Below are 23,791 nucleotides of genomic sequence, written 5' to 3'. Positions count from 1 at the left end.
CACCCTAACAAAAATTATTTCTGGTAAACGGGTTCCCACTTAGCTGCTTTCACGCATGCTTTAGCATCGGTGAACTCATTGCGGTTTAACCCTTCCTTCTTTGCTTCTTCAGCAACCGCAAAGGCAACTGTTTCTGAGAATTGGTCCAGCTTTGAAACTGGTGGCAAAACGGCTGCTCCTGCTTCATTTGGATCAACAATTCCGCCGATTGAGTGAGCAGCTACTGAAATCATTTCATCAGTTAACAACTTAGCACCTGAGGCAATTACGCCTAAGCCTAAGCCTGGGTAAATCAAAGCGTTGTTGGCTTGACCAATTTCGTAGCTTACGCCTTGGTATTCTACTGGTGCTGATGGTACGCCCGTAGCTACTAAAGCCCGGCCATCAGTCCAGCGAATTAAGTCTTCAGCAGTGGCTTCGGCTAATTCAGTTGGGTTGCTGATTGGGAAAATAATTGGACGCTTGGTGTGAGCTGCCATTTCCTTGACGATTGATTCGGTAAATGCACCTGATTTAGTAGAAGTACCGACCAAAATAGTTGGGTGAATGGCCTTAACCGCAGCTTCTAAAGTGGTAAGTTCATCAGCATTGCTAAATTCTGAACGCTTGCGAGCAAATGGCTTTTGTTCTGGAGTCAAGTCATCCATATCATCGAATAAAAGCCCTTGCCGGTCGACCATGTAGAAACGACTACGTGCATCTGCTTCGCTCATGCCTTGGTCCAGCATTTCTTGGTAAATCCGCTTGGCAATACCACAACCTGCGGTACCAGCACCAAAGCACATGTAAGTTTGGTCTGCCAGTTTTTCACCTGAAATATTCAAACCGCCCAAGATCCCGGCTAAACAGATAATTCCTGTTCCTTCAATGTCATCATTGAATACAGGGTATTGCTTGACATATCTGTCTAACAACTTAGCAGCATGACCCCGGCCAAAGTCTTCAAAGTGCAGGTATAGATGTGGGAAAAGCTTTTCGACTAAAGTTACAAACTTGTCAACAAAAGCGTAGTAAGTTGCATCGTCAACCCGCTTGTGGTGCAAGCCAACGTAACCTTTATCGTCAATCAAAGCCTGACGGTTGGTCCCAGCATCAAGAACAACTGGCAAAACTCGCTTAGGATCAAGTCCAGCAGCACCTGTGTAAACCATCAATTTACCAATTGAGATGCTGACGCCGTTAGTACCCCAGTCACCGATTCCCAAAATAGCTTCGGCATCAGTGACTACGATTAAATCAATGTCGCGGCCAGCAGCTGCATTCTTAATTGCTGCTTCCATTTGTTCTGGATGGTCAACTGACAAGTAAGCTGCATTTTGTGGGGTAACTAAAAACTTGCTGTATTCACGAATACTTTCAGCAATGCCTGGATCATAAATAATTGGCATTAATTCAGCAACATGTTGCTTAAATACGTGGAAAAACAAGGTCCGATTACGACTGAAAATGTTCATTAAATAGTGCCGCTTTTCACTAGCATTTGGCTTAGCTTCAACGTTGGCATAAACTTCTTCAGCTTGTTCTTCAATAGTTCTTACTGTTGGTGGCAGAATTCCTACCAAGCCGTACTTAGCTCTTTCTTCTTCGGTAAAGGCTGTACCTTTGTTAAGAAATGGATCGTTTAATAAATCGTAACCTGTCTTCATCTTAAAAGCTTCTTTCCATAAACTTATATCTTTAGATGTCATTTTAGAACTATTTCTTAGCTCTTTATTTAATAGTATATAAGGCTGGTTTTACTGACGGAAGAACAAGTATGGTACACTTAAGGTGTCAATATGACATATCAATAAGCAATAGAGGTGAAAGTCAAATGGCCACTTATAACTACTATAAAATATTTTATTTTGCGGCTTTTTTTAAAAGCTTCTCTAAAGCCGCCGAAGTTCTCTATAGCAATCAGCCCAATGTCGCCCGCAGCATTACCCGACTTGAAAGCGAACTTGGATGCAAGCTATTCGTCCGCTCCAACCGCGGCGTTACCCTTACCCCTGAGGGAGAAGCCTTATATAAACATGTCGCAATCGCATATGAAGCTTTAACTGCAGGTGAAAAAGAACTAGCCGAAATGCAAGGCTTGAAGACTGGCAATGTCGCAATCGGAGCTAGTGAAACGGCATTGCGCCTATTTTTACTCGATCGCGTTGAAAAATTTCACAACAAATATCCTGGCGTCCATTTAAAAATTCGCAATAGCCAAACGATGCACACTTACCACGCCCTAGAAAATGGCCAAGTTGACTTTGCGGTTATTACCGCACCCTTAGATACCAGCAAGGAATTTCATACTGAAGTAATCTATCAATTCCAAGAAGTGTTGATTGGGGGACCTCAATTCAGCCAATACGCCGGGAAGAAGATTAGTTTTTCCGAATTAGCCAAACTGCCCCTAATTGGCTTAACTAAAACCAGCAGCAGTTATGAATTTTACACCCACTTCTTTTTACAACACGGCATCCCCTACGACCCGGATATTGAAACCGAAACGGTCGACCAAATCCTCTCACTAGTCAAGCACGGCTTTGGTTTTGGCTTTTTCCCAGCCAGTCTGGCTAAAAAACAGCTGCGCCGGGGAAAAATCCTAACCCTGGACCTTGAACAAGCCCCTGAACCTCGTAAAACTTACCTGGTTTATAATCCTGAACGCAACCGTAGTCTGGCTGTCCAAAAAGCAATCGATTTTATTCGCAAGCCATGAAAAAAAGGTGCAGTTTCTATTTGGAAATTGCACCTTTTTGACTAGTTCAAATTAATATTGGCCTGCCGGAAGAGCTCCCGCCGCATGGCTGCCGGAGTAGTCCCGTAAAACTCATTGAATTTTTTATAAAAGAAAGACTTGCTGGAATAGCCCACCATTCCGATAATATCATGCAGCGAAACATTAGGCTGCGCCAGCAATCTTCTAGCTTCAATCATCCGCCGTTCATCCACATGATCAACGAAACTCTTACCAGTCTCCTTTTTAACTAAGTTAGAGAAGTAGTTAGGGTTGAAACCGAAATACTTGGCCGCATCCGCTAATTTAGTATCAGCATAGTGAATATCGATATAGTGATCCAGCTCACTGCTTTGGAACTTGCGATTACGGTCGGCTGGCACGGCAAAGCGTTTAGCCTTAAAGGCACTCACCAAGGCCAAGGTCAACCGTGCCTCAATTGCTGCTTGGGCAAACAAATCCGCATTTAAGTAGTCGTTTAAGACGGCTTGGATATCAATCGAAGAGGGCGACAAAACGCTGCCACCCAAGAACAGATATTGTTCCTGGCCCAACATATCAACAACTTGCTTCAGAATTTGTTGTTCCTTGCCGCCTGGCTTCACAAAGCGAGCAAAATAGTCACTAAAGATAAAGCCTGGTTTGAATTTAAGTTTAGCAAATACGGCATTATCACTTTGACTTGTTACCTCATAGCCAAAAGCACCAGTTACCAAAACCAGATTGCCGCCATTTAGATTGATGGTCTGCTCACCGGAGCGAATTTCAGCTCGGCCACTAAGTAAATATAAAATCGCCGATACATCTGGCTGGTAGCTATGAATGCCTGAGTTATGATTTTCCAGGTATAAAGTAAACAAATCAAATTGATTAATCGTAGTTGGTATTTTCAACTCATTTTTGTCATCATAATTTGATTTCAAGACACTTTCCAAATATCGTGTCAATTCAACTGCTGCCATTTGACCACCTTCCATAGTTCTGTTTATACATAATTATATCTGATCTGCAAAAAACATGGACAGAAAGCGCTTATTCTTATACAATCGTTAATGAATAGGGGTGCCGATAGGCTGAGATGATACCCATTGAACCTGCTCTGGTCAATACCAGCGAAGGGATTATACGTTCTGCAGCCGCCCGTATTGGCGGTTTTTTTGTGTTTTGGATGATAATGATGACTGAATTAGCTGTAAAAAATTTATCTTTTAACTATGATAATGCACCAAGTCTGATAAATAACTTATCTTTAACTTGGCCAATTGGCGATTTTTCCTTATTGATCGGCCCAACAGGCTGTGGCAAATCAACCTTGATGAAACTGCTAGCCGATTTATTGCAGCCCCAACAGGGAAAAATTTGCCGGCAAGGTCGAGTGGGCATGATGTTTCAAGATGCAGGCGAGCAGTTTACGATGGCGACGCCGCGTGACGAAATTATTTTTGCCCTGGAAAATTTACAAGTCTCGCCTCAAAAGTACCCAGCCCGCTTAGATTATGCCGTAGCTACCACACAGATCGGCAACTTGCTTGATCAGGAAATTGTAACCATGTCAGGTGGGCAAAAGCAGCGAGTTGCCCTGGCGGTTTTATTGGCAATGAATACTGATATTTTGTTGCTGGACGAGCCTTTTGCCAGTGTCGATCCTGAAGGACGGCAATTTTTAATCGCCAAGCTTAGTCAATTGCAGCAAGCCGGAAAAACAATTATTATCAGTGATCATTTATTAGATGACTACGCTGATGTAGTACAACACGTTTTTAGCTTTTCAAAACAAGGCGTCACGGAATTAGGCGAAGCTGAAAAAAAGCAGCTTTTCCAGCCTTCTCCTCAAGTTTATGGTCACTTTGCCACCGAGGTTGAAACTAGTTGCTTCACGCTCACGCAAACGCAGCTTACCACCAACCAGCTGATTCTCGACCAGGAGCATTTGCAGCTGGCCAAGGGCAAAATCACCCTCATTACCGGAAAAAATGGTGTCGGTAAGACTTCGCTCTTCCGGGCTTTGAGTAAATTAATGCCCTACACAGGCAATATCAGCTACGAAGGAAGCGAACTTTCCCAGCTAAAGGCGCGTACTTACCTGCAGGAAGTGGCGCAGGTTTTTCAAACGGCAACTGATCAATTCTTACGAGTCACGGTTGGCGAGGAACTTGCTTTGAGCAAGCAACGGCGTAATGCTTTTTACACTGATAAGCGAATTCAACAAGTGTTGGAAGAGATGAACCTCGCCGATAAACTAGATCAAAGCGTCTATACGCTTTCGGGCGGGCAAAAAAAGCTGCTGCAGTTGTTAATAATGCTGATCACCAACCATCGCGTCTTACTAATTGACGAGCCGCTTTCTGGCTTAGACGCCCACGCTTGCCAGTTAGCCGTCAAGCTAATTAAAGAAAATCAAACAGCGTTGCAGCAAAGCATCTTGATCATTAGCCACCAAACACGCTTATTGCTGCCGATCTGCGATTATCATCTAGAATTTGCCAACCAACGGCTAGTTTATCGGGAGGTGTGACCATGAATCCTAGTTTAAAATTCATTTTGGTCCTGATCATTTCACTGGAAGTATCGGTCAAAATGAGCCTAACAGCCAATGTCGTCTTAATTATTGGCGCGATTATCTATTTGCTTTTTCAAAAAATGCCCCTCTTAAAAATTGGCCGGCTCATTGTAATTCCCATCCCTGCCGCTCTGACCGTTTACTTGACTTTAGCCGTATTCACTGCCCACCCCGACCAATATAGTGGGCTAAGTCTAGCGAGCCGGGTCTACGTTTATGTGCTCTTAATTGCTTGTGTAATTGTTAATACGAGTGCGGCTACCTTTGCCAGATCACTTGAACAAAATCTCCATCTACCCAGCAAATTTGCCTATGGCGTTTTAGCAGCACTGAACCTTTTTCCAAAAATTCAACAAGCAATCAAGCAGATTCGTGCCAGTGGCATGATGCGTGGGGAGTACTTGTCTTTTTGGTCGCCGATGCTGTATTTTAAAGCAATTTTGCAAGCGCTAAATTCTGCTGAGAATTTATCCCAAGCAATGCAGACCCATGGTTTTGTCGAAGGCCAAAAGCGTTCAACCATCGCCCAAGTGCCAATTTTCTTAAGCGACTGGCTCAGCTTTGCCGGCCTTTTACTCATAATTACATATCTTGTTTGGTTTTTTAACTAAAACTAGCAAAAACGACCGCTTGAGGGCGGCCGTTTTATTTATGGTAAGGACTACCAGAATTTATCATGAAGGCGCGATAAATCTGCTCAATCAAAACCAGTCGCATTAATTGGTGCGGCAAGGTAAATTTACCAAAACTAATTAACTGATCAGCTCGTTGATTGACAGCTGGACTAGTACCCAAACTGCCTCCAATGACAAATGTGACATCTGAATGTCCATAAGTACCCAAGTCCTGAATTTCTTTGGCAAATTCTTCGCTAGTTCGTTCCTTGCCTTTAATGGCTAGAACATAAACATACTCCTTATCTTTGATTTTACTCAGAATTCGCTGGCCCTCGGTTTCTTTTACCTGTTCTTCCTGGGCGGGACTTAAACTTTCAGGTGCCTTTTCATCAGCCACTTCGACAATTTTGACTTTGGCAAAACGCGTCATGCGTTTAGCATATTCAGCAATTCCATCTTTAAAGTATTTTTCTTTTAGTTTTCCTACACAAACAATTTTGATATTCATACCCATAGTTTATCCCACAATTTACATTGTTTCCACTGTACTTATCCACAGCTGTGAATATCCTGTGACTATATTTGGTAGGTAGGGAAAAATATTACCATAGACTTTGTGGTCCAGATCAATTTCAAAAAAATATTAATTTCTTTTCCCACAAAAGGCCTTGGGATAATCGGTTTTCACAAATTTTGGGCTATAACGCTTGATATAATGGGCTTCTTTTGAAAGTTAGCAAGCATCAGAATTACTTTATGCCCAAGTTATCCACATGAGTTAACCACTTACATTTGTTAGTTATGCACAATCCACAGCGTTTTCCACAGTTATCCCCAGTTATTAACTTTCCTTTTTGACTTGACAATCTCAGTTTACGAACTTAATTATGTTACACATGATTTTTGTTAACAAAAATGGCGGTACCCGCTATGTACCGCCATTTTTAACAGATATTTTTTTCTTAATTACGACTAATTACTTTGTAGCGTAACCTTTAAACTAATTGTTTTACCACTCCGATTAATGGTTAAAGTTACGGTATCACCGACTTTGTGCTTATTCAGAAGCGTGTGTAACTTAGCCACCGTACTTACTTTAGTTCCATTTAATGCTGTGATAACATCGCCCTTCTTCATGCCAGCCTTTTTAGCAGCACTGCCACTGGTTACGGAAGCAACAAAGATACCTGACTTAATGCTGGTGGAAATTCCCAGCTGCTTCTTATATGCCTCTGGCAGATCGCCAATAGCAATTACTTTAATTCCTAATTGCGGACGAGTAACTTTACCATTCTTAACTAGTTGATTGATAATCTTTACCACTTCATTTGAAGGAATGGCAAAGCCCATCCCCTCAACACTAGTACCATCACTCGAGCTGGCGAGCTTCATTGAGTTAATTCCCACAATCTGACCAGCTGAGTTGACAAGTGGTCCACCTGAGTTTCCTGGGTTAATCGCCGCATCAGTTTGAATAACTTTTTCAGTAGTTGAGCTAGTAGTTAAAGTCCGACTAGGTGAAGAAACAATTCCCTGAGTTACCGATGAAGCATACTCAGTTCCAAGTGGCGAACCAACCGCAATGACTGTCTGACCAGCAATTAGACTGCTAGAATCACCAAATTCTGCTACCTGAGTGACATAGCGGGCAGGAATTGATAAGACTGCAAGGTCAGTTGTGGAATCAGTCCCTACAATCTTAGCCGTTACCTTCTTGCCGTTAGCCATAATCACGCGAACGGAATCAGCTCCTGACACCACGTGGTTGTTGGTTACAATATAGCCGCGACCATTAGACTTCATATAAACCACGCCTGAACCTTCACTATAGGTTTCCAGGCTACTGTTCTTCGAAGATGAAGAACTGGAAGAATCATTATCGCCAAAGATGCTATTCCAAGCATCGCTAGAAGAACTTGATTCGCGTTGTAAGTTAATAACCGAAACAACAGCACCCTTGATTTGTTTATAGGCGCTCGACATTGAACTGCTTGTTTCAGCAGACTTCTTGGAAGTTGTTGCACTCTTGGAGCTTACTGAGGCAGTAGCATTGGTGTTATTGCCAAAGGCTCCGTTCTCCCACGCAACAAATGCACCAACTGAAATTCCACCACCCAAAAGCCCTGCTAATAGGCCAATTACCGCAGTTTTAAGAAATACTCGGTTTTTCTTTTTCTTAGGCTTAGGATTCCGAGCAGCTTGCATATTTTGCATTCGATCCGTATTTTGCGGATTCTGCTTAAAATCATCATTATTATCCATTATTTCTCGGACCTCCTTTAAAACGTTGATATCATTGTAACTTTAAGCTGTGAAAGAAGTTTGAACAAATTCCGCAAAATTAGTAAACATGGGTTAAATATACTAAGAAATTGTAAAAATTAACTATTTCATAGCTTGATTATTTTGGTTGGCTTTTCCGGATCGGTATCTAAAATTTGGACATCCGGTGGCAAAGCCGATTCGCCTTCCACTAACATCTCAACCGCCGTTTGATGGGCCAATTTTTTCGTATTATTGTGCTGACTACGGTGAGCCAGAAAAATATACTTGGTTTTTTCTGACACTACATCTAACAAGGCGTTAGCCGCATCTTCATTTGATAAATGCCCATGATCTGACAAAATTCGGTCCTTCAGAGACCAGGAATAAGGGCCGTTGCGCAGCATCATGGGATCATAGTTAAATTCCATTAAATAGGCATCTGCGCCTCTAATAGCCTGCTCCATTTTACTAGAGACATAACCAGTATCAGTCAAACAAGCAAATCGCTTTCCCTTATTTTCAAAAACGTAATACTGGGGGCAAGCAGCATCATGGCTAGTTGCAAAAGCCGTAATCGTCAAATCATCAATTTCTAGCGTTTGCCCGGGATCAATGAAATTCATTTGTTCTACTGGAACCTTGCCGATTTTTCTTTTTCTAATTAAAAAATCCCAAGATCCCCGGTTGGCATACACCTGAATTTTTGGATAGCGGCGCATTAAAACGCCCAAGCCCTTGCTATGGTCAGAGTGGTCATGACTTAAAAACGCCAAATCGATATCGTTAATATCTACATGTACTTGCGTAAGCAAATCTTCAATCTTTTTACCAGACAAGCCGGCATCTAACAGCACCTTATGCTGATCAGTCATAATAAGGCTGCAATTACCATCAGAGCCACTGGAGAGGACTGTAATTTTCAAAATCTCTGCTTCTTTCTTTTTGGACTATCTTTCATAATATACCAAAAAAATCCCCTGTGGGGCTCAATTGAGCTTACAGGGGATCTTCTAATTAATTTATTTTACAGATTTAGAATTGATGTAACCAACCCACTTACCGTGCTTAGAAGTGTACAGTGAGTAGTACCGGTAGCCATTTGCGTGGTTGTAATAATACTTAGCATAGTACTTGTGGCCTAAAGCTTTGGTGCTTGACTTCTTCCAGTTAAAGTTACGGTAAACCTTGTAATTGCGGGTAATTTTGACCGTCTTCTTGTAACTGTGAGCCTTGCCTTGAAGCGTGGTTGCCTTAGTACCCTTGGCATTGATGTAGCCTACCCACTTCTTGGTCTTGGCATCGTAGAGTGAGTAATAACGTCTGCCGCTAGCGTGGCTGTAGTAGTACTTAGCGTAGTAAGTCTTGCCCAAAGCATTTACGCCAGCTGCTTGCCAGTCAAAGTTCTTATATACTTGGTAGTTGCCTACAACTTTAACTGCCCGCTTGTAGCTGTGTGCCTTGCCTTGAAGCGTAGTTGCCTTAGTAGCATTAGCGTTAATGTAGCCTACCCACTTCTTAGTCTTTGGACTGTATAGTGAGTAGTAAGTTCTACCACTGTTCAGCTTGTAGTAGTACTTAACAACATACTTTTGCTTGTAGGCGTTAACCTTGGCCTTCTTCCACTTGAAGTTCTTATATACCTTGTAATTATTCTTGTAAACTTGAACGTTCTTAGAAATGCGGCCCTTCTTGAGCACGCCATTCGGATCGTTCTTCATCTTATTGCTGTCAAGGTAAGTAAAGGTTACTGTAGCCGTGTAGGCCTTGTCGCTCTTTACTTCCTTAGAACTAGCTTCAGCTGTGTAATTAGCAACCTTGGCAGCCTTAATAGTTGCCGTAGAACCTACTGGGATCCGCTTATAAGTTGGCGCTGCAATTTCTTTACCATCTTGGTCGACGTATCTAACCTTAACCAGTTTTACGCCTTTTTCATTGCCAACTGCATCCTTGTAGAACTTAAGGGATTGTAGTGGGTAACCTAAATCGTCAAATAGGGTTGCGTTATCCCATGAAGTACCACCCCAAGTTGGTTTGCCGTTGTAGTAAAGCTTTGAATCAGGCACATACCCTTTGGCATTGCTGTTGATCCAGCCAGTACCGTATTCTTCAGAAGCTTCTTTATTTTCCTTCCAATTCTTCCAACCGGCATGAACTGGAATCCAAGCAGGTTCCCAGTAGAAGGCACCCAAACCATTGTCGTTGCTATTGTCGACAATAGTCTTGTACATGTCTTCTAACTCGTCAACTTGGCCTTGTGGCCCCACTTGATATGGAGAGTTCTTAATTTGGTCGCTACCGATGTTGTTACCAGTACCATCAGCATCTTGTACTGAATTTATCCCAGCAGTTTCAAATACGACAAACAATTTACCATCCTTAGCTGCTTCATTTTGGACAGCGTTCAAATTAGTTGGATTGTTGTTGCCGTAACCATACAGTGGGTAGTAAGAAGATCCTAGAACATCATAGTCAACCCCCAGCCTTCTTCCAAGAATCCATAATGGCTCTGTACTTGTTGGCATCTGGAGTTTCTAGGTGGATAGCCACTAAAGCATTAGGGGCAGCTTTGCGAACAGCCTTTGAACCAGCCTTCAAGTAGGCATTGTTACGGTCAGAGTAGGTTGAGTTAGTCCAAGCTTCTTGCCAGTTTGAGCCAAAGCCATCCAAAAATCCTTTGGTAATTTCATTACCAACTTGTACCATCCCGACATCAACGCCAGCATCGGTAAATTTCTTAACCGTGTCATAAGTGAAGTTGTAGACATCGTCACTCAACTTCTCAGTGTTGCCCTTATCTTTTTCCCAAGCCTTAGGCATAATTTGGCCTGATGGGTTTGGATCTGCCCAACTATCAGAGTAGTGGAAGCAGAGCAAAACTTTCATACCGTATTGAGCGGCTTCTTTAGCAATCTTTAAGTCAGTAGCAACGTCGTTGTTACCACCACCATAGTACTTGCCTTCAGCGTTCTTAGGGTCATTCCAGATCCGCAAGCGAATGTAGTTTACCCCATTTTCCGCCAAGACCTTCATCAATGGCTGTTCTTTGCCTTCGAAATCGTAGTATTTAACACCGGCATTCTTCAAAGCTTCGTATGAAGAAATGTCCACCCCGCGAATATCGTTAGCAGCCAAGTTGTTAATCTTGGAAATATTAACTTTCTTTTCCTTTAAGCCAGTATCGGTACCATCACGGTAAGGGTTGCCAGTAGTATCAATGGTCTTGCCTTGAACTGTCCCAAAAACAGCTAATGATTTAACTGCATAGCCGTCATTGTCAAACAAACCATTCCAATCACCAACGGCTGCAGCACTATCAACTACAATTCCGCCAGCATTAGAACTATTAACAGTAGCGTTTAAAATACTGTAAATGTCATTAGTTTGCGTGGTAACACTAGCCTTGCCATCACTTGATTGGTTGGCTACCTTAACGCCAGAAACAATAAATTGCTTCTTTGGCGCTGCAGCTGCAAAAGCATCCCGCATCGCAGTCAAATCACTGGTTGAAGTGCTGTCAGGATAGTCTGTTACGCCTAAAATATCGTAGTCAGCTTTAACCTTATCTAAAGCAGAAGCCACCCACTTAATGTCGCTCGCCTTGCTTGGAGCAGCAACACCGTAGGCTACCTTGGCATTTTTATCGCTATCCTTTACTACTTTTGCCAATTGAGCTAAGTCGTAAAAGCCATTCCAGTCATTATCATCGTTACCGGTTAAGCCTAAGAAATTGTAATTAACTTCATTGCCTAAGGTAACAATATCAGGATTAGCCTTGCCGTCAGCCAAAGTCTTCAAAGTCGACTTGGTATAGTCTTTTGCTTGGTCCAATAACTTATCAGCAGCCGTTTGACTGTCAGCCTTGTTCCAACCGTCTGGCAAAGTTTGATCCTTAGCGTAGGTTTGCTTGTCAGAGAACATTAAGACTGCATTCGTCTTTAAGCCTGCCTCTTTAGCAGCACTTAAAGTCTTAACGGCGTTGTCTAAACTAAACTTAGCATTGTCTTTATCTGGTTTAACAGCAATCTTGACAGTAACCGTATTAACTCCTGAGTCCTTCAAGAACTTCATCAAGTCAACACTGGTCTTTAGTTCAGTACCATTGTAGGTATAATAAGTCTTCTTGTAATCATTTAAGTATTGTTGATAGTCAGTCATATCAACACTTAACACTGAATCAGAAGTTAAGTCAGCAATCTTGCTAGCCTTAAGGTCTGAGTTCTTAGTGCTTGCATCAGCAGTAGTATCTGCGGCTAAAACTGCACTTACAGGGCCACTAACCACACTGCCTGCAAGTAAAGTCAACATTAATGCTGAAGCCGTAATTGTTTTTATACTTCTTTTACGCATAATATCCTCCACTATATCTCATACTCGATCATTGTAACAAAATATTGGTATTATTCAACAATCGTTTTTTGTATGTAAACCACATCATTATAAGTAATAGGTAGAAAAAAGAACAAGCTTTTTTCTAATCAAAAAACTTGTTCTACTATGCTAAAAATTTAACTTCAAGCTGCTTTATTAGTCATCTAAATTATAGGTCGTGTTGGTTTGCAATACTTCCCCATTAAAAGCATTTACTCGTTTAAGCGTGACATTGCCGCTTTCTTTGTTCTTAACCCAAACGAGCCAACTAGGAATCAAGATAACATTGCCCCGAACCGTTGTCATCTTGGTGTAGCCAAGCTTAATCTCTGTTACCCGGGTATTGTTAGCTAATTCTTGATCAGTGTACATAGCGTAAATCGCTCTCCAAGCACTGATAGTCGACTGTAATTCACGCACTGGGCTAACTGCCCCAATGTAAGTTTCTTCATATTTGACCAGTCGACCTTTTTTTACGGTAAAAGTCAGGGTAGCATCATCATCATAAATATTGCCGTAAGATGAAGTTTGGACAAATACAAAGCTGTTGCCACTAGACAAGTTAGGTTCATACTTAAACTGCTTGCCATATGGAACATTATTTTCGTCATTCTTAAATTTGGTGAGTGAACTGGCAATCTGCCCCTTCGTCAGCCCCACAGCTACCTCTGTTTGCGGAGTCGCCGTAAGGATCTTATCACTCTTGGAGTAGCTGGCATTCACGCCGGTCAAAGAGCTGACCTTTTTAGCTAAATAATTATTCTTGGTGGCTGCCAAATAGTAGCCAGATCCAGACTTAGATGATAAATTTCGCGGCAAAGAGATGCCATCAGCTCTCATTTCAACCCGCGCATTAGAACTAGCAGTCCCAGTTTCGCTATTATTCAGTTGGACTGGCGAGTTGAAAATTTCAAACGCAAGATACAGATCAATTAGGCTGAAAATTATTAAAAACAGCCATTCAATTCGTTTGTGGTCCATTACTTCGTCCCCTCTGAATTCGTAATTGAGTAGCTATCATTGAGGGCATCTTTCCACCCATCAAAGCTCTTCCACTCACCATAAATCTTGATATAGTAGGTTGGAACTAAATCAATTAGATTCTTTCGATTGTTGTCTCGCTGCTCTTCAAAGCCGACAACAATTTTTTGAATGCTATTTTGTGAGATTCCCCGGTTCGTTAAAGCACTAATGACCGAAGCCGTGTCAGGCAAGGTGACGGACTCCCCATCATATGGAATAGGAATCTGCAGGTTGGTGTTGTTAAAAGCAATCTTTACCGCCTCACTCGTGTAACGCGTGGTAATCTGCAGCGCATCCCCGGTTGAAAAGACGGGTATACCTTCAACAAAATTGGTATATAAGATGGTTTTCCCATCTGAGTCAAAGAAGTGCAGATCCTGTTCGCTTAAGCCGATTCGCCGGATATAATAAACGACATTTTCTAAACGTCGTGTTGCACTTGACGAATTACCCTTTTCATAGTGAGTATAGGTGTAAATATGACTGCCCTTGGCAGGGGTCTTTAACCGGTTGTAATAACTCAAAGTATAGGTGGTTGACCCATTTTTGTTGTTCTTACTAGAAACCCCCGAAGTTCCTAACAGACGATTAACGTAGTAGCTGCTGGTTTGGTGGGTTACTAGGTAACTATAGACATTGGCTTTGATACTATTTTTATAGTAAACCGAGTAGCCATCACGCAATTGCACCAAACTAACTTCACGTGCTGATGAAGCGTGATTAGCATATTTGCGCAAACGGTTAAAGTTAGCCTTGCTTACTTCCATCCGATAAACCGTTTTGGTCTTATCATTGCCAAAGTAAATAACCCGATTAGAACTGGACAAAAAGATGCGGCTAAATTCTTTATACCCGCTTTTCATTTTGATTTTCTTATCAAACAAGGAAAAAGTAACCTCATCCGGATAAGCCAATTGCAAGTAATTTCGGTTATCTAACATTTCCCGATACTTAGCAGTGGAAGTCGAAACAATTGTTGGCGTTGCCAAGTTTACGGTCTTAAATTCATTAATGAATTCCAATGACAAATTGTGTTTTTCGTCATAAAGCTGACACAGCTTGCCTTTGCGATAGCCATATACTGACGATGGCGAATAAAGATCATAAAGCGACTTGGTGCTGACGCGGTTTTTGGTAGTTTGCGTTGTTGCCTGCTGGTCGATGTGGCTAAAACGTTGGTCACTAGTCATGATGGTAGTCCAAAGAATGATTGATAAGCCGATTGCAAAAGCAGTGGCAATCAGCAGCAGCACATCGGCAAAGTTATTTTTAAACTTCATCCCAATCATCCTCCTCGTCACTCATTGGTTCATATGGCAAAGAAATAAAGAAAGTAGACCCTTTGCCTTCACTACTATCAGCCCAAATGCGACCTTTATGAGCTTCCACAATCTCCTTAGCAATCGCTAACCCCAAGCCAGTACCGCCTTGAGCTCGAGAACGGGCCTTATCAACGCGGTAAAACCGGTCGAAGATTTTATCCAAGTCTTTGCGCGGAATTCCCAAGCCTTGGTCAGCAATGCTTAAAACTACCCGGTCTTGACTTTGAATCAAACGAACCGTGATCACTCCCCCATCAGGCGAATATTTGATCGCATTGTTCATGATGTTGTCGATAACCTGCATCATCTTATCAGTATCAATTTCAACCCATAAGGCTTGGTTGCCTAACAGACGTTTAATACTGTATTTTTTCTTTTTCCCATTCTTGCTGTCGCTTTTTACAATCATGTCAAAGCGATCAAGAATATGACTTAAGAAATCATTCAAATTGACCCATTCTAATTCAATCTTGGCAGTTCCCCGGTCCATTCTGGACAGACTAAGCAAGTCATTAATCATCCGAATCATGCGATCGGTCTCCTGCTGCGTTACGCTCAAGAACTTGGGTGCAATATTAGGATCCTTCCAGGCTCCTTCAACCAAGGCATCAATGTAAGCACTCATACTAGTTAACGGCGTCCGCAATTCATGAGAAACATTGGAAACAAATTGTCGCTGACTATTTTCATTCTTAGTTTGTTCTGTGATATCGTGCAAAACACAAACTGATCCAGACACAAAGCCAGTCACGCGTTTAATCAACGAAAAGTTAGCCCGCAAAATCATCTCAGCGTTGGTGCCTTCATTCACAGTAATATCAATGTCATCTTTTCGCGACATCAGCTCGCTGGAACTGTCATCAACGCCAATCACGTCAGCAATCGGCTTGCCAATAACCGCCTCTTCTTCGGTATTTAAGAAATTAAGCGCCATTTGATTGACTAGCACCACGTTACCGTGACGATCTGTCGCTAAAACCCCATCAGACATGTGCGACAACACCGAATCCAGACGCCGGCGCTCCCCTTCTGATTCTTCTTGTGACAACTCGATCCGAACTGCCAGGGTATTGAAGGCTTTTCCTAATTGCCCTAATTCATCATTTGAGTAAATACGAACTTGATTGGAATAATCCCCATCAGTAATGTGCAAGGCCTGAAATTGCATTTCTTCAATCGGCCTGGTTATTGCTCGGGAAATAACCAGCGATAAAACTGCTCCCATTACCGCCGCAATTAGTGAAGCGACCAAGAACATAATCGAGGTATTGCGCAAGGTATTAAAAACCCCACTCATGCTGGCTTGAACATAAACCGCACCCACGGTATTGTTTGACCCGCTGCCACTAGTTAATGGCGTAATTTGGACCATATAATTACCATGGTCATTGATTACCTGAGTTAACTGTTGTCCGGTACTGGTAACCTTTTTAACAGAGGAATTATTGATCCGTTGACCGATGCGATTTTTGTCATTTAAGTTTGAAACGGCACGAATAATATCTTTGTTGTCAACTACAATCAAATTACTAATAGTCGTATTGTTATAATCACTGACAATCTGGCTTAAGCGTTCATCCGCTTTTTTAGTATTTTTCACCAGCTGGTTTGCCATTTGGTTAGTGACAATGCTCGGAATCTGAATTGAGCTTTGAAAGCTTTCAATTGAGCTCTGGTCAAATTGACGCGTGAAATAGGCCCCAATTACTTCAATCGTTGCCAGCAGCATTAGCATAAAGACTACGGCTAGCTTTGTATTAATTGAACTAAATATTTTTTTGAATTTTAGAGTTAATTTTTTCATTGAATTTCATTCATAACAAAAAAGAAAGCCACGCGCTGCGGCTTTCTTCATTAGTCTTCCGTTGGCTGTTTTACATAGTAGCCGACGCCACGACGAGTTACTAAAATCTTTGGTTGAATTGGATTATCTTCGATCTTCTCCCGTAAACGGTGTACCGTTACGTCAACCGTTCGCACATCACCGAAGTAATCGTAACCCCAAACTGTTTGCAACAAATGCTCTCTGGTCATTACTTGTCCCATGTGTTGGGCTAAATAATAAAGCAATTCGAATTCCCTATGGGTTAATTCAATCTTCTTACTATCTTTTTCAACAATATATGCCTCTGGCATAATCGTTAAATTGCCGATCTGAATACTCTTATCAGCAGCCTCTTGATTCTGGCTCTCCGCCTTCTTAACAATGTCGCGTCGACGCAAATTTGCTTTAACGCGGGCAACCAGTTCACGATTAGAAAATGGCTTAGTGACATAGTCGTCAGCTCCCATTTCCAATCCTAAGACCTTATCAATTTCAGTATCTTTAGCCGTTACCATAATAATGGGCATGTCATGAGTTTGGCGAACTTCCCGCGCAACCTCTAACCCATCTTTTTTCGGTAGCATCAAATCCAAAATCATCAAATCTGGATCGTATTCTTCTACTTTTTTAACAGCTTCTTCGCCATCATAGGCAGTGTCGACGTCGAAGCCTTCCTTAGTCAAATTAAATTTGATAATATCGGAAATTGGCTTCTCATCATCGACGACGAGAATTTTTTTGGACATCGAGTACAGCCTCCTTGTCTTCAACTATTATATAGGATTTTTCCAACTAGTCCAAACTTTGACACAAAATTGTTAAAAAATAGCTTGATTTTCCTATGATTAAGTAGCATAATTATTCAAGTCGTTTAAAACTTGGGTGGCTAGCTCAGCTGGCAGAGCAACGGACTCTTAATCCGTGGGTCCAGGGTTCGATCCCCTGGCCACCCATTTTTGAAGAAGCACTGCGGGATGCGGTGCTTTTTTGCTTGTTTTGAAGAAAAAAATATTTTTTCTTCAAAAATGCTTGCCAAACTCAAACACAACTGGTAATATACTTAATTGTCAGCCCAAGCTGATAGGAATATGGGTGGCTAGCTCAGCTGGCAGAGCAACGGACTCTTAATCCGTGGGTCCAGGGTTCGATCCCCTGGCCACCCATTTGAAGAGGCACTGCAGGAAGCGGTGCTTTTTTGTTATTTCTAACTAATTTTTTGCAAAAATAACTTGCATTTGCTTTCTTTTTTTAATATCATTAAATACGTTGATGGGTGGCTAGCTCAGCTGGCAGAGCAACGGACTCTTAATCCGTGGGTCCAGGGTTCGATCCCCTGGCCACCCATACCTCAAAGGCACTGCTGATGCAGTGCCTTTTGTTTTACTCAGATAAGACATCTGTCAAATTCTTCGACATTTTTGCTAAAATTGCTGATTGCTTTTCATCCCCAGCAAGCAATAATTAATAAGTGATACTGGTTTCAGGGGGGCGACTATGACTAAAAAGCAGATTTATTATCAAAATTTGACCGACGACCTTGTTAAGTCGGCCAAGCAAGATATTAGTCTACCTGATGATTATCAAATTTTACCTCAAAGTCCCGGGAAGCAAAGCTGGGCTAAAATAGTTAGACATTTGATGGTTATCTGGGCTCACTTATATCAGCCTTGGGCTCACGTAAAGATCATTGGCAGCGAAAAATTGCCGGCTACTGGCGGATATTTCATTTTTGCCAACCATACCCAGCCCCTAGGCGACGTCCTCAATCCTCTCCTGGCCGTACCTGCCGATAAGTATTATGTGATTGCCAGCCAGGCAAATTGGGGCATTCCTGTTATCGGTAAATTTGTAGTGCCATATGCCGGACTCCCCGTCGGCAAAAATTTAAAACAGGCAGCCAAATTAATTAAAGCGACCAAGCAAGTTATTGCCGATCATGGAATTGTTATGATTTATCCCGAAGCTCATGTGTGGCCTTATTTTACAAAAATTCGACCATTTGCCCAGACCAGCATGCACTTTCCGGTCATGACCAAAGCTCCTAGCTTTGTTTTTACAACTACGTATCAACGCCGTAAATTTGGTAATAAACCCAAGATTACGATATACGTTGATGGACCATTTAAGGTCGATTCAACTTTGCCTAAAAAAGCTGCTCAGGCCAAACTTCATCAACAAATATCGGATACAATGGTAGAAAGAACCAGCTTAAACACTTATAATTATTATCAATATCATCAAAAATGATATTAGCACTTTCAAATATTCGAGGAGGCAGGACAAGGTATGAATATTCTCTTTTGCGGCGATTCACATGCTGAAGATGGTGTGCTTATTGCTACGCTATCCCTTATGCAGCATACGGATGAACTACATCTGTATATTCTAACGATGTATGCTGCGACATCGGGAAAAAGCTTCCGCCCCTTTAGCAAGCAAGCAGCGCAGTTAATCCGGTCTTTACTGGCTAAACACAACCCCCAAGACACTGTGGAGTTGATCGACTGCACCGAGGTTTTTCGCCAAGAACTCCCAAAAGCCAATATGTCTTCCCGCTTTACTCCTTACGCAATGCTGCGTCTTTATGCTGACGAATTGCCCCAACTGCCAGAAAGGCTGTTGTATTTAGATGATGATGTCATCGTTAGAGGCGATTTAAGCCCGTTTTACAATCAACCCATGACTGGCGTTGAGTTTGCCGGCGTACTGGACTATTGGGGAAGATTTTTTTACCACAATCCTAAAAACCGAACCTTATTTGATTATGTGAATTCAGGCGTTTTGTTACTCAATATGACTGAAATAAAGCGTACTGGCCTTTTTGCCAAAATTCGCCAGATGGTAGCACAGAGAAAAATGCTTTTGCCAGATCAAGCTGCTTTAAACAAGTTAGCCCATAAGAAAAAAATCTGGCCGCGTAAATATAATGAGCAGTATCGACTGCAAGCAGATACTGTGATTCAGCATTTTACTACCACCTTCCGGTTTCGGCCGGTCTTTCATACGCTTACAGTCAAGCCTTGGGACGTTGATCGCGTCCATAGCGTATTGCAGCTACATGAATATGATGAACTGCTAGCGGAATATTTGCGGTTAAAACCACAGCTTCATGCAACAGATATGGAAAGGAACAAATAATGACAATACCAGTTTTTTACTGTATTAGTGACGACTACACCCGCTTTGCTGCTGTATCTTTACATTCTTTGGTAAAGCATGCAGATCCGGCTAAGGATTATACCGTAACCATCATCAGTCAAAATATGTCGGCAGAACATCGCCAAGATCTAAGCGAATTAGGCAGCAAGAACGTTCACGTCAAATTCTTTGAAATCAGTGACAAATTATTAGCCCCTATCCAAAATCGCAAGGAAAACTATTTACGGGCTGAATTTTTCACCATGTCCATCTTTTATCGGCTATTTATTCCCGACCTATTTAAGGAATATGATAAGGCCGTATATATCGACAGCGATACCATCGTAAATGACGACATTGCTAAACTTTATGCTACCGAGCTAGGCGACAAGTTATTTGCTGCTTGTGCTGATTCTTCTATTCGCTACGTTCCCGAAATGCAAGCATACATCAGTGATAGCTTAGGAATTGATCGTTCCCAATATATCAACTCGGGAATGCTGGTTTTAAATTGCAAGGCGTTCAGAGATGAAGGCTTTATTGATAAATTCATGGAGCTTTTGACAACTTATCACTTTGACTGTATCGCTCCTGATCAAGATTATCTGAATGAAATTTGTGAAGGCCGAATCTTGCACCTAGATGCCACCTGGGATGCGATGCCAAATGACCACACCCCTGAATTAGCCAACCCGAGCTTGATTCACTACAATTTATTCTTCAAGCCTTGGCACTTCAAGGATATACAATACTTTGACTACTTCTGGGAAAATGCTAAAGAAACTAAGTTTTATCCTGAATTAAAAGCAGAACTTGATAATTACACCGACCAGCAACGGGCGCGTGATCGGGAAAAATTAGCTGAAATGCTGCTAAAACAAGATTCTGTCGTTAAAGACCCTAATAATTGGGCACATGTAAAGAAACGGATTAAGGTAACTTTATGATTATTGGCGGCGACCGCAAACCGGTAATTGAAAATATTAAAAAGGCTGCAAACGCACGAGACTTCACAGCCAAAGGTGAGCTAGGCGATCCAGAAATGAGCCTGGCTGAAAGAAGTAAATTGGTCGCTGATTTCTGGGACAAGCAAAACCAACCAGTAACCAAGCTAAATCATGCAGCTGGACATTTAATAGTGGATATCTTAGCCCGTAAGTTTAATCGCGATACTAGAATTAAAGGACTTAGCGAGCTTAAAAATGCGCCTCAGCACGCCATTATTACTTGCAACCATTTTAATCAAATCGATGCGCTAGCCGTTAAATACTTAACCCAAAAGGTTCATCACAAACTGTCAATCGTGATTGAGGATACCAACTTAAAACTGCCGGGAATTTTAAGCTACCTGATGTATAATATCGGAACCATTCCCTTGTTACGGACGCCTAATTATGTCGGACGCGATATGCCCGAACACATCAAAGACGCAATGGTCAAAAATAATTGGGTGCTAATCTATCCTGAACAGGAAATGTGGTGGAATTACCGTAAGCCCCGCAAGCCTCAACGGGGTGCATATTATTACGCTGCTCGCTTGAACGTGCCGATTATTTCCCTTTTTATTGAAATTCAAGATACCGATAAAGTAGAAAAAGATTATCCGGATTTCTATGAAACGCGCTACGTAATCCACGTTTTAAAAACTCTCTACCCTGACCCGACAATTGGGGTAAATGCGGCAGCAAGCAAACTAGCCGCGCAGGATTATGCCCAAAAAGTGGCCGCTTACGAGGAATGCTACGGGAAGAAACTAAATTATGATTTTCAGCCATGGGATATTGCCGGTTGGCGAGGTCAATAATTTTTTCAAATTTTGAGCTTTTTTCGTGACATTTATTTTGTTGATGATAAAATAAGAATATCGAGTGACACGGTGTCACTTAGCTATTTGATCTCAACAAAGGAGTTTTTCTTATGAAAGAATTTACTAAAGAAGAATTGGCAGAATTTAACGGCGAAAACGGCAAGAAGGCTTACGTTGCCGTTGAAGGCAAGGTTTACGATGTAACTGGCAATGCTCACTGGGTTGGTGGCAAACACCACGGCGTGGTAGCTGGTCAAGATGTAACTAAGGCAATCATGTCTTCACCTCACGGTACTGCTGTCTTAGCTAAGCTTGAACAAGTTGGTACTTTGAAGGGTTAAGCTCAACATAAAAAGACGGATACGCTTAGGCGTACCCGTCTTTTTTTATCCCTGTGCAGCCACAGGCTTCTTAAACCGTTTATACAGATAACTAACTACTAAACCAAGTATCAAACCAACCAACATTGGCACTAACCAGGTTAGCCCATACGTAGCCAGGGGCAGCTTATCGCGAAAATCAACAACTGCCAGGCCAAAGCTACTCTTGCTGATAACCGTCGGCATACTTGCAACTAAGTCTAAAAAGGCTGGAATTACGGTGAAGCCGACGCCAAAGCTGTAAACGATACGATCCTTTTTGAAGAATTTAACTCCAATTGAAAGAATGATCAACACAATTGAAATTGGATATAAGAACATCAGGAATGGAGTTGACCAAGAAATAATTGTTTCTAACCCAAAGTTGGCAACTGTAAATGAAGCCAGACAAGAAACAGCCAACCATACATGATAACTTACCTTAGGGAAATGCTTATTAAAGTCTTGGGCAAAGGCTGCTACCAATCCAACTGCGGTAGTCAAGCAGGTAAGCACGATTAACGCAGCTAGGAGGGCCTGTCCCCACATTCCAGCATAGCTTTGGACAATTTGTGAGAATGCCGTTCCACCGTCTGCAGCGGCCTTAAAACGCCCCAAAGACATTGCACCTACCAGGATTAGCAACAAATAAATCAAGCCAACCATGCTCATGCTTAAAGTACCTGACTTGGCAGTAACTAAAGCAACTGCGCTGTCTTTTTTCTTACCTAACTGCCGAATTGCCGTTACAACGGTAACCCCAAAAGCTAGTCCAGCTAGGGCATCCATCGTATTATAGCCTTCTAAAAAGCCATTCATAAAACTAGTACCAGCTTTAGCATAATCGGCCGTTGCCGGTGCAGTGCTCATTTTTCCCATTGGTGAGGCAAATGCGACCACAAACACCAAGAACAGCAATACTAGAAATGCGGGATTCAGCACCTTACCAACTAAGGTCAAGATATCACTTTCATTATAGGAAATGATAAAAGCAGCCAAGAAGAATAAAGCTGAGTAAATAAACAGGCCTAATTGTTGATATTGCACTGGTAGAAATGACGAGATACCTACAGTAAAGGATACCGTTGCCGTTCTTGGAGTACCGAAGAAGGGCCCAATAGTAAGGTGAATCAGCGTCATAAATAATAGCGCAAACCAAGCTCCGATTGGCAGGCCAATATCATAAACCCCTTTAGCATGAGTCAAAGCAATTGCTAAAACTGAAAACAGTGGTAATGCTACGGCCGTAATCAGGAAGCCAACCGTGGCTGGCAACCAATTGTGTCCTGCAATTTGTCCTAAATGTAGAGGAAAAATTAAGTTGCCAGCACCAAAAAATAGTCCAAATAATAAAGAGCTGACTACAAAGTAGTCTTTTTTGGAAAGCTTGCGCTCACCCGTGAGCGTCTCCAATTCATCTTCCATTAAAATTTCCTCCGATCTAAAAGTCGTTTGAGGAATATTATGCCACAATAATTAAATGAAGTCTATTTTTATTCTCATTTTATGTCAAAAATATTATTAATGGTGTAGCAATAATTTCATTCTTATAAATCAATTGAAAAGCTTTGATATAGGCAATCTTTCCACTGGTTCTGAATAGTACTTAAGTTAATGTCACAGTTAGATCACAATTGAGCCTCATAAATGATTAAAATAAAAAGAGTCAAGCACCTTGCTTGACTCCCTCTTCCTTACTCCGGCTGTCAGACTCGAACTGACGACATCGTGATTAACAGTCACGCGCTCTACCAACTGAGCTAAGCCGGAATATTAAAAAAAGCGCGGCGA

General features: G+C 41.9%; 20 protein-coding genes, 4 tRNA genes and 1 riboswitch. Of the genes, 11 read left to right on the top strand and 13 right to left on the bottom strand.

Features of this window, described 5'->3' with window-relative positions; genetic code table 11:
* Positions 1 to 14: 14 nt before the first annotated feature.
* Positions 15 to 1,646 (bottom strand): malolactic enzyme, encoded by a 1,632-nt coding sequence (locus KI210_RS07740; RefSeq protein WP_212781308.1) that lies wholly within the window; start codon positions 1,644 to 1,646, stop codon positions 15 to 17.
* A 167-nt stretch (positions 1,647 to 1,813) separates the two neighbouring features.
* Between KI210_RS07740 and KI210_RS07735 the strand changes: the two genes are divergently transcribed.
* Complete coding sequence (locus tag KI210_RS07735; RefSeq protein WP_212781307.1) at positions 1,814 to 2,698, top strand: LysR family transcriptional regulator; 885 nt, start codon at positions 1,814 to 1,816, stop codon at positions 2,696 to 2,698.
* Positions 2,699 to 2,739: 41 nt separating this feature from the next.
* On the opposite strand, the gene KI210_RS07730 is transcribed toward KI210_RS07735, so the two are convergent.
* Positions 2,740 to 3,678: a helix-turn-helix domain-containing protein gene (locus KI210_RS07730; protein WP_212781306.1), complete on the bottom strand. Its 939-nt coding sequence runs from the start codon at positions 3,676 to 3,678 to the stop codon at positions 2,740 to 2,742.
* An 86-nt stretch (positions 3,679 to 3,764) separates the two neighbouring features.
* A riboswitch (TPP riboswitch) is annotated at positions 3,765 to 3,854 on the top strand.
* Positions 3,855 to 3,893: 39 nt separating this feature from the next.
* Here KI210_RS07730 and KI210_RS07725 point away from each other — a divergent pair.
* Positions 3,894 to 5,231, top strand: a complete 1,338-nt coding sequence (locus KI210_RS07725; protein ID WP_371870191.1) for an ABC transporter ATP-binding protein — start codon at positions 3,894 to 3,896, stop codon at positions 5,229 to 5,231.
* Between the two features lie 2 nt (positions 5,232 to 5,233).
* The gene (locus KI210_RS07720; protein ID WP_212781305.1) at positions 5,234 to 5,887 is read left to right on the top strand and encodes an energy-coupling factor transporter transmembrane component T family protein; all 654 of its coding nucleotides are present in this window, start codon (positions 5,234 to 5,236) and stop codon (positions 5,885 to 5,887) included.
* Between the two features lie 34 nt (positions 5,888 to 5,921).
* Here the strand turns inward: KI210_RS07720 and rlmH are convergent, their stop codons facing one another.
* The 9 genes from rlmH to yycF form a co-directional block, all read right to left on the bottom strand.
* The gene (rlmH, locus tag KI210_RS07715; protein WP_212781304.1) at positions 5,922 to 6,401 is read right to left on the bottom strand and encodes a 23S rRNA (pseudouridine(1915)-N(3))-methyltransferase RlmH; all 480 of its coding nucleotides are present in this window, start codon (positions 6,399 to 6,401) and stop codon (positions 5,922 to 5,924) included.
* 464 nt (positions 6,402 to 6,865) lie between these two features.
* Complete coding sequence (locus KI210_RS07710; protein WP_212781303.1) at positions 6,866 to 8,155, bottom strand: S1C family serine protease; 1,290 nt, start codon at positions 8,153 to 8,155, stop codon at positions 6,866 to 6,868.
* Between the two features lie 128 nt (positions 8,156 to 8,283).
* On the bottom strand, positions 8,284 to 9,081 hold the full coding sequence (locus KI210_RS07705) for an MBL fold metallo-hydrolase (RefSeq protein WP_212781302.1): 798 nt from the start codon (positions 9,079 to 9,081) through the stop codon (positions 8,284 to 8,286).
* Between the two features lie 96 nt (positions 9,082 to 9,177).
* Positions 9,178 to 10,680 carry a glycosyl hydrolase 53 family protein gene (locus KI210_RS09110; protein WP_212781301.1) on the bottom strand — a complete coding sequence of 501 codons (1,503 nt, stop codon included), beginning with the start codon at positions 10,678 to 10,680 and terminating at the stop codon, positions 9,178 to 9,180.
* The gene (locus tag KI210_RS07695) at positions 10,628 to 12,505 is read right to left on the bottom strand and encodes a glycosyl hydrolase 53 family protein (protein ID WP_212781300.1); all 1,878 of its coding nucleotides are present in this window, start codon (positions 12,503 to 12,505) and stop codon (positions 10,628 to 10,630) included. Before KI210_RS07695 ends, KI210_RS09110 begins: the two co-directional genes overlap by 53 nt.
* 177 nt (positions 12,506 to 12,682) lie before the next feature.
* Entirely contained in the window at positions 12,683 to 13,507 is an 825-nt protein-coding gene (locus tag KI210_RS07690) for a two-component system regulatory protein YycI (protein WP_212781299.1), read from the bottom strand.
* Positions 13,507 to 14,829 carry a YycH family regulatory protein gene (locus KI210_RS07685; protein ID WP_212781298.1) on the bottom strand — a complete coding sequence of 441 codons (1,323 nt, stop codon included), beginning with the start codon at positions 14,827 to 14,829 and terminating at the stop codon, positions 13,507 to 13,509. The genes KI210_RS07690 and KI210_RS07685 overlap by 1 nt, the downstream gene beginning before the upstream one ends.
* Complete coding sequence (walK, locus tag KI210_RS07680) at positions 14,819 to 16,675, bottom strand: cell wall metabolism sensor histidine kinase WalK (RefSeq protein WP_212781297.1); 1,857 nt, start codon at positions 16,673 to 16,675, stop codon at positions 14,819 to 14,821. The genes KI210_RS07685 and walK overlap by 11 nt, the downstream gene beginning before the upstream one ends.
* Before the next feature lie 50 nt (positions 16,676 to 16,725).
* Complete coding sequence (gene yycF / locus KI210_RS07675) at positions 16,726 to 17,442, bottom strand: response regulator YycF (protein WP_212781296.1); 717 nt, start codon at positions 17,440 to 17,442, stop codon at positions 16,726 to 16,728.
* A gap of 134 nt (positions 17,443 to 17,576) precedes the next feature.
* Here yycF and KI210_RS07670 point away from each other — a divergent pair.
* From KI210_RS07670 to KI210_RS07635, 8 genes are all read left to right on the top strand, one after another.
* Positions 17,577 to 17,649: transfer RNA gene (locus KI210_RS07670), tRNA-Lys, on the top strand.
* 137 nt (positions 17,650 to 17,786) lie between these two features.
* Positions 17,787 to 17,859 (top strand) — tRNA-Lys (locus tag KI210_RS07665).
* A 108-nt stretch (positions 17,860 to 17,967) separates the two neighbouring features.
* A tRNA-Lys gene (locus KI210_RS07660) sits at positions 17,968 to 18,040 on the top strand.
* A gap of 150 nt (positions 18,041 to 18,190) precedes the next feature.
* Entirely contained in the window at positions 18,191 to 18,943 is a 753-nt protein-coding gene (locus KI210_RS07655; RefSeq protein WP_212781295.1) for a lysophospholipid acyltransferase family protein, read from the top strand.
* A gap of 39 nt (positions 18,944 to 18,982) precedes the next feature.
* Entirely contained in the window at positions 18,983 to 19,834 is an 852-nt protein-coding gene (locus KI210_RS07650) for a glycosyltransferase family 8 protein (RefSeq protein WP_212781294.1), read from the top strand.
* Positions 19,834 to 20,781 carry a glycosyltransferase family 8 protein gene (locus KI210_RS07645; RefSeq protein ID WP_212781293.1) on the top strand — a complete coding sequence of 316 codons (948 nt, stop codon included), beginning with the start codon at positions 19,834 to 19,836 and terminating at the stop codon, positions 20,779 to 20,781. Before KI210_RS07650 ends, KI210_RS07645 begins: the two co-directional genes overlap by 1 nt.
* Positions 20,778 to 21,638, top strand: coding sequence for a 1-acyl-sn-glycerol-3-phosphate acyltransferase (locus tag KI210_RS07640; RefSeq protein ID WP_212781292.1), 861 nt, complete (start codon positions 20,778 to 20,780; stop codon positions 21,636 to 21,638). The genes KI210_RS07645 and KI210_RS07640 overlap by 4 nt, the downstream gene beginning before the upstream one ends.
* 113 nt (positions 21,639 to 21,751) lie before the next feature.
* On the top strand, positions 21,752 to 21,982 hold the full coding sequence (locus KI210_RS07635) for a cytochrome b5 domain-containing protein (RefSeq protein WP_212781291.1): 231 nt from the start codon (positions 21,752 to 21,754) through the stop codon (positions 21,980 to 21,982).
* A gap of 45 nt (positions 21,983 to 22,027) precedes the next feature.
* Here the strand turns inward: KI210_RS07635 and brnQ are convergent, their stop codons facing one another.
* Complete coding sequence (brnQ, locus tag KI210_RS07630; RefSeq protein WP_246487338.1) at positions 22,028 to 23,425, bottom strand: branched-chain amino acid transport system II carrier protein; 1,398 nt, start codon at positions 23,423 to 23,425, stop codon at positions 22,028 to 22,030.
* Between the two features lie 272 nt (positions 23,426 to 23,697).
* Positions 23,698 to 23,770, bottom strand: a tRNA-Asn gene (locus tag KI210_RS07625).
* Positions 23,771 to 23,791 lie beyond the last annotated feature (21 nt).

It is taken from the genome of Lactobacillus corticis (assembly GCF_018327645.1).
Classification (GTDB): domain Bacteria; phylum Bacillota; class Bacilli; order Lactobacillales; family Lactobacillaceae; genus Lactobacillus; species Lactobacillus corticis.
This window is presented reverse-complemented; position numbering and strand designations above follow the sequence as displayed.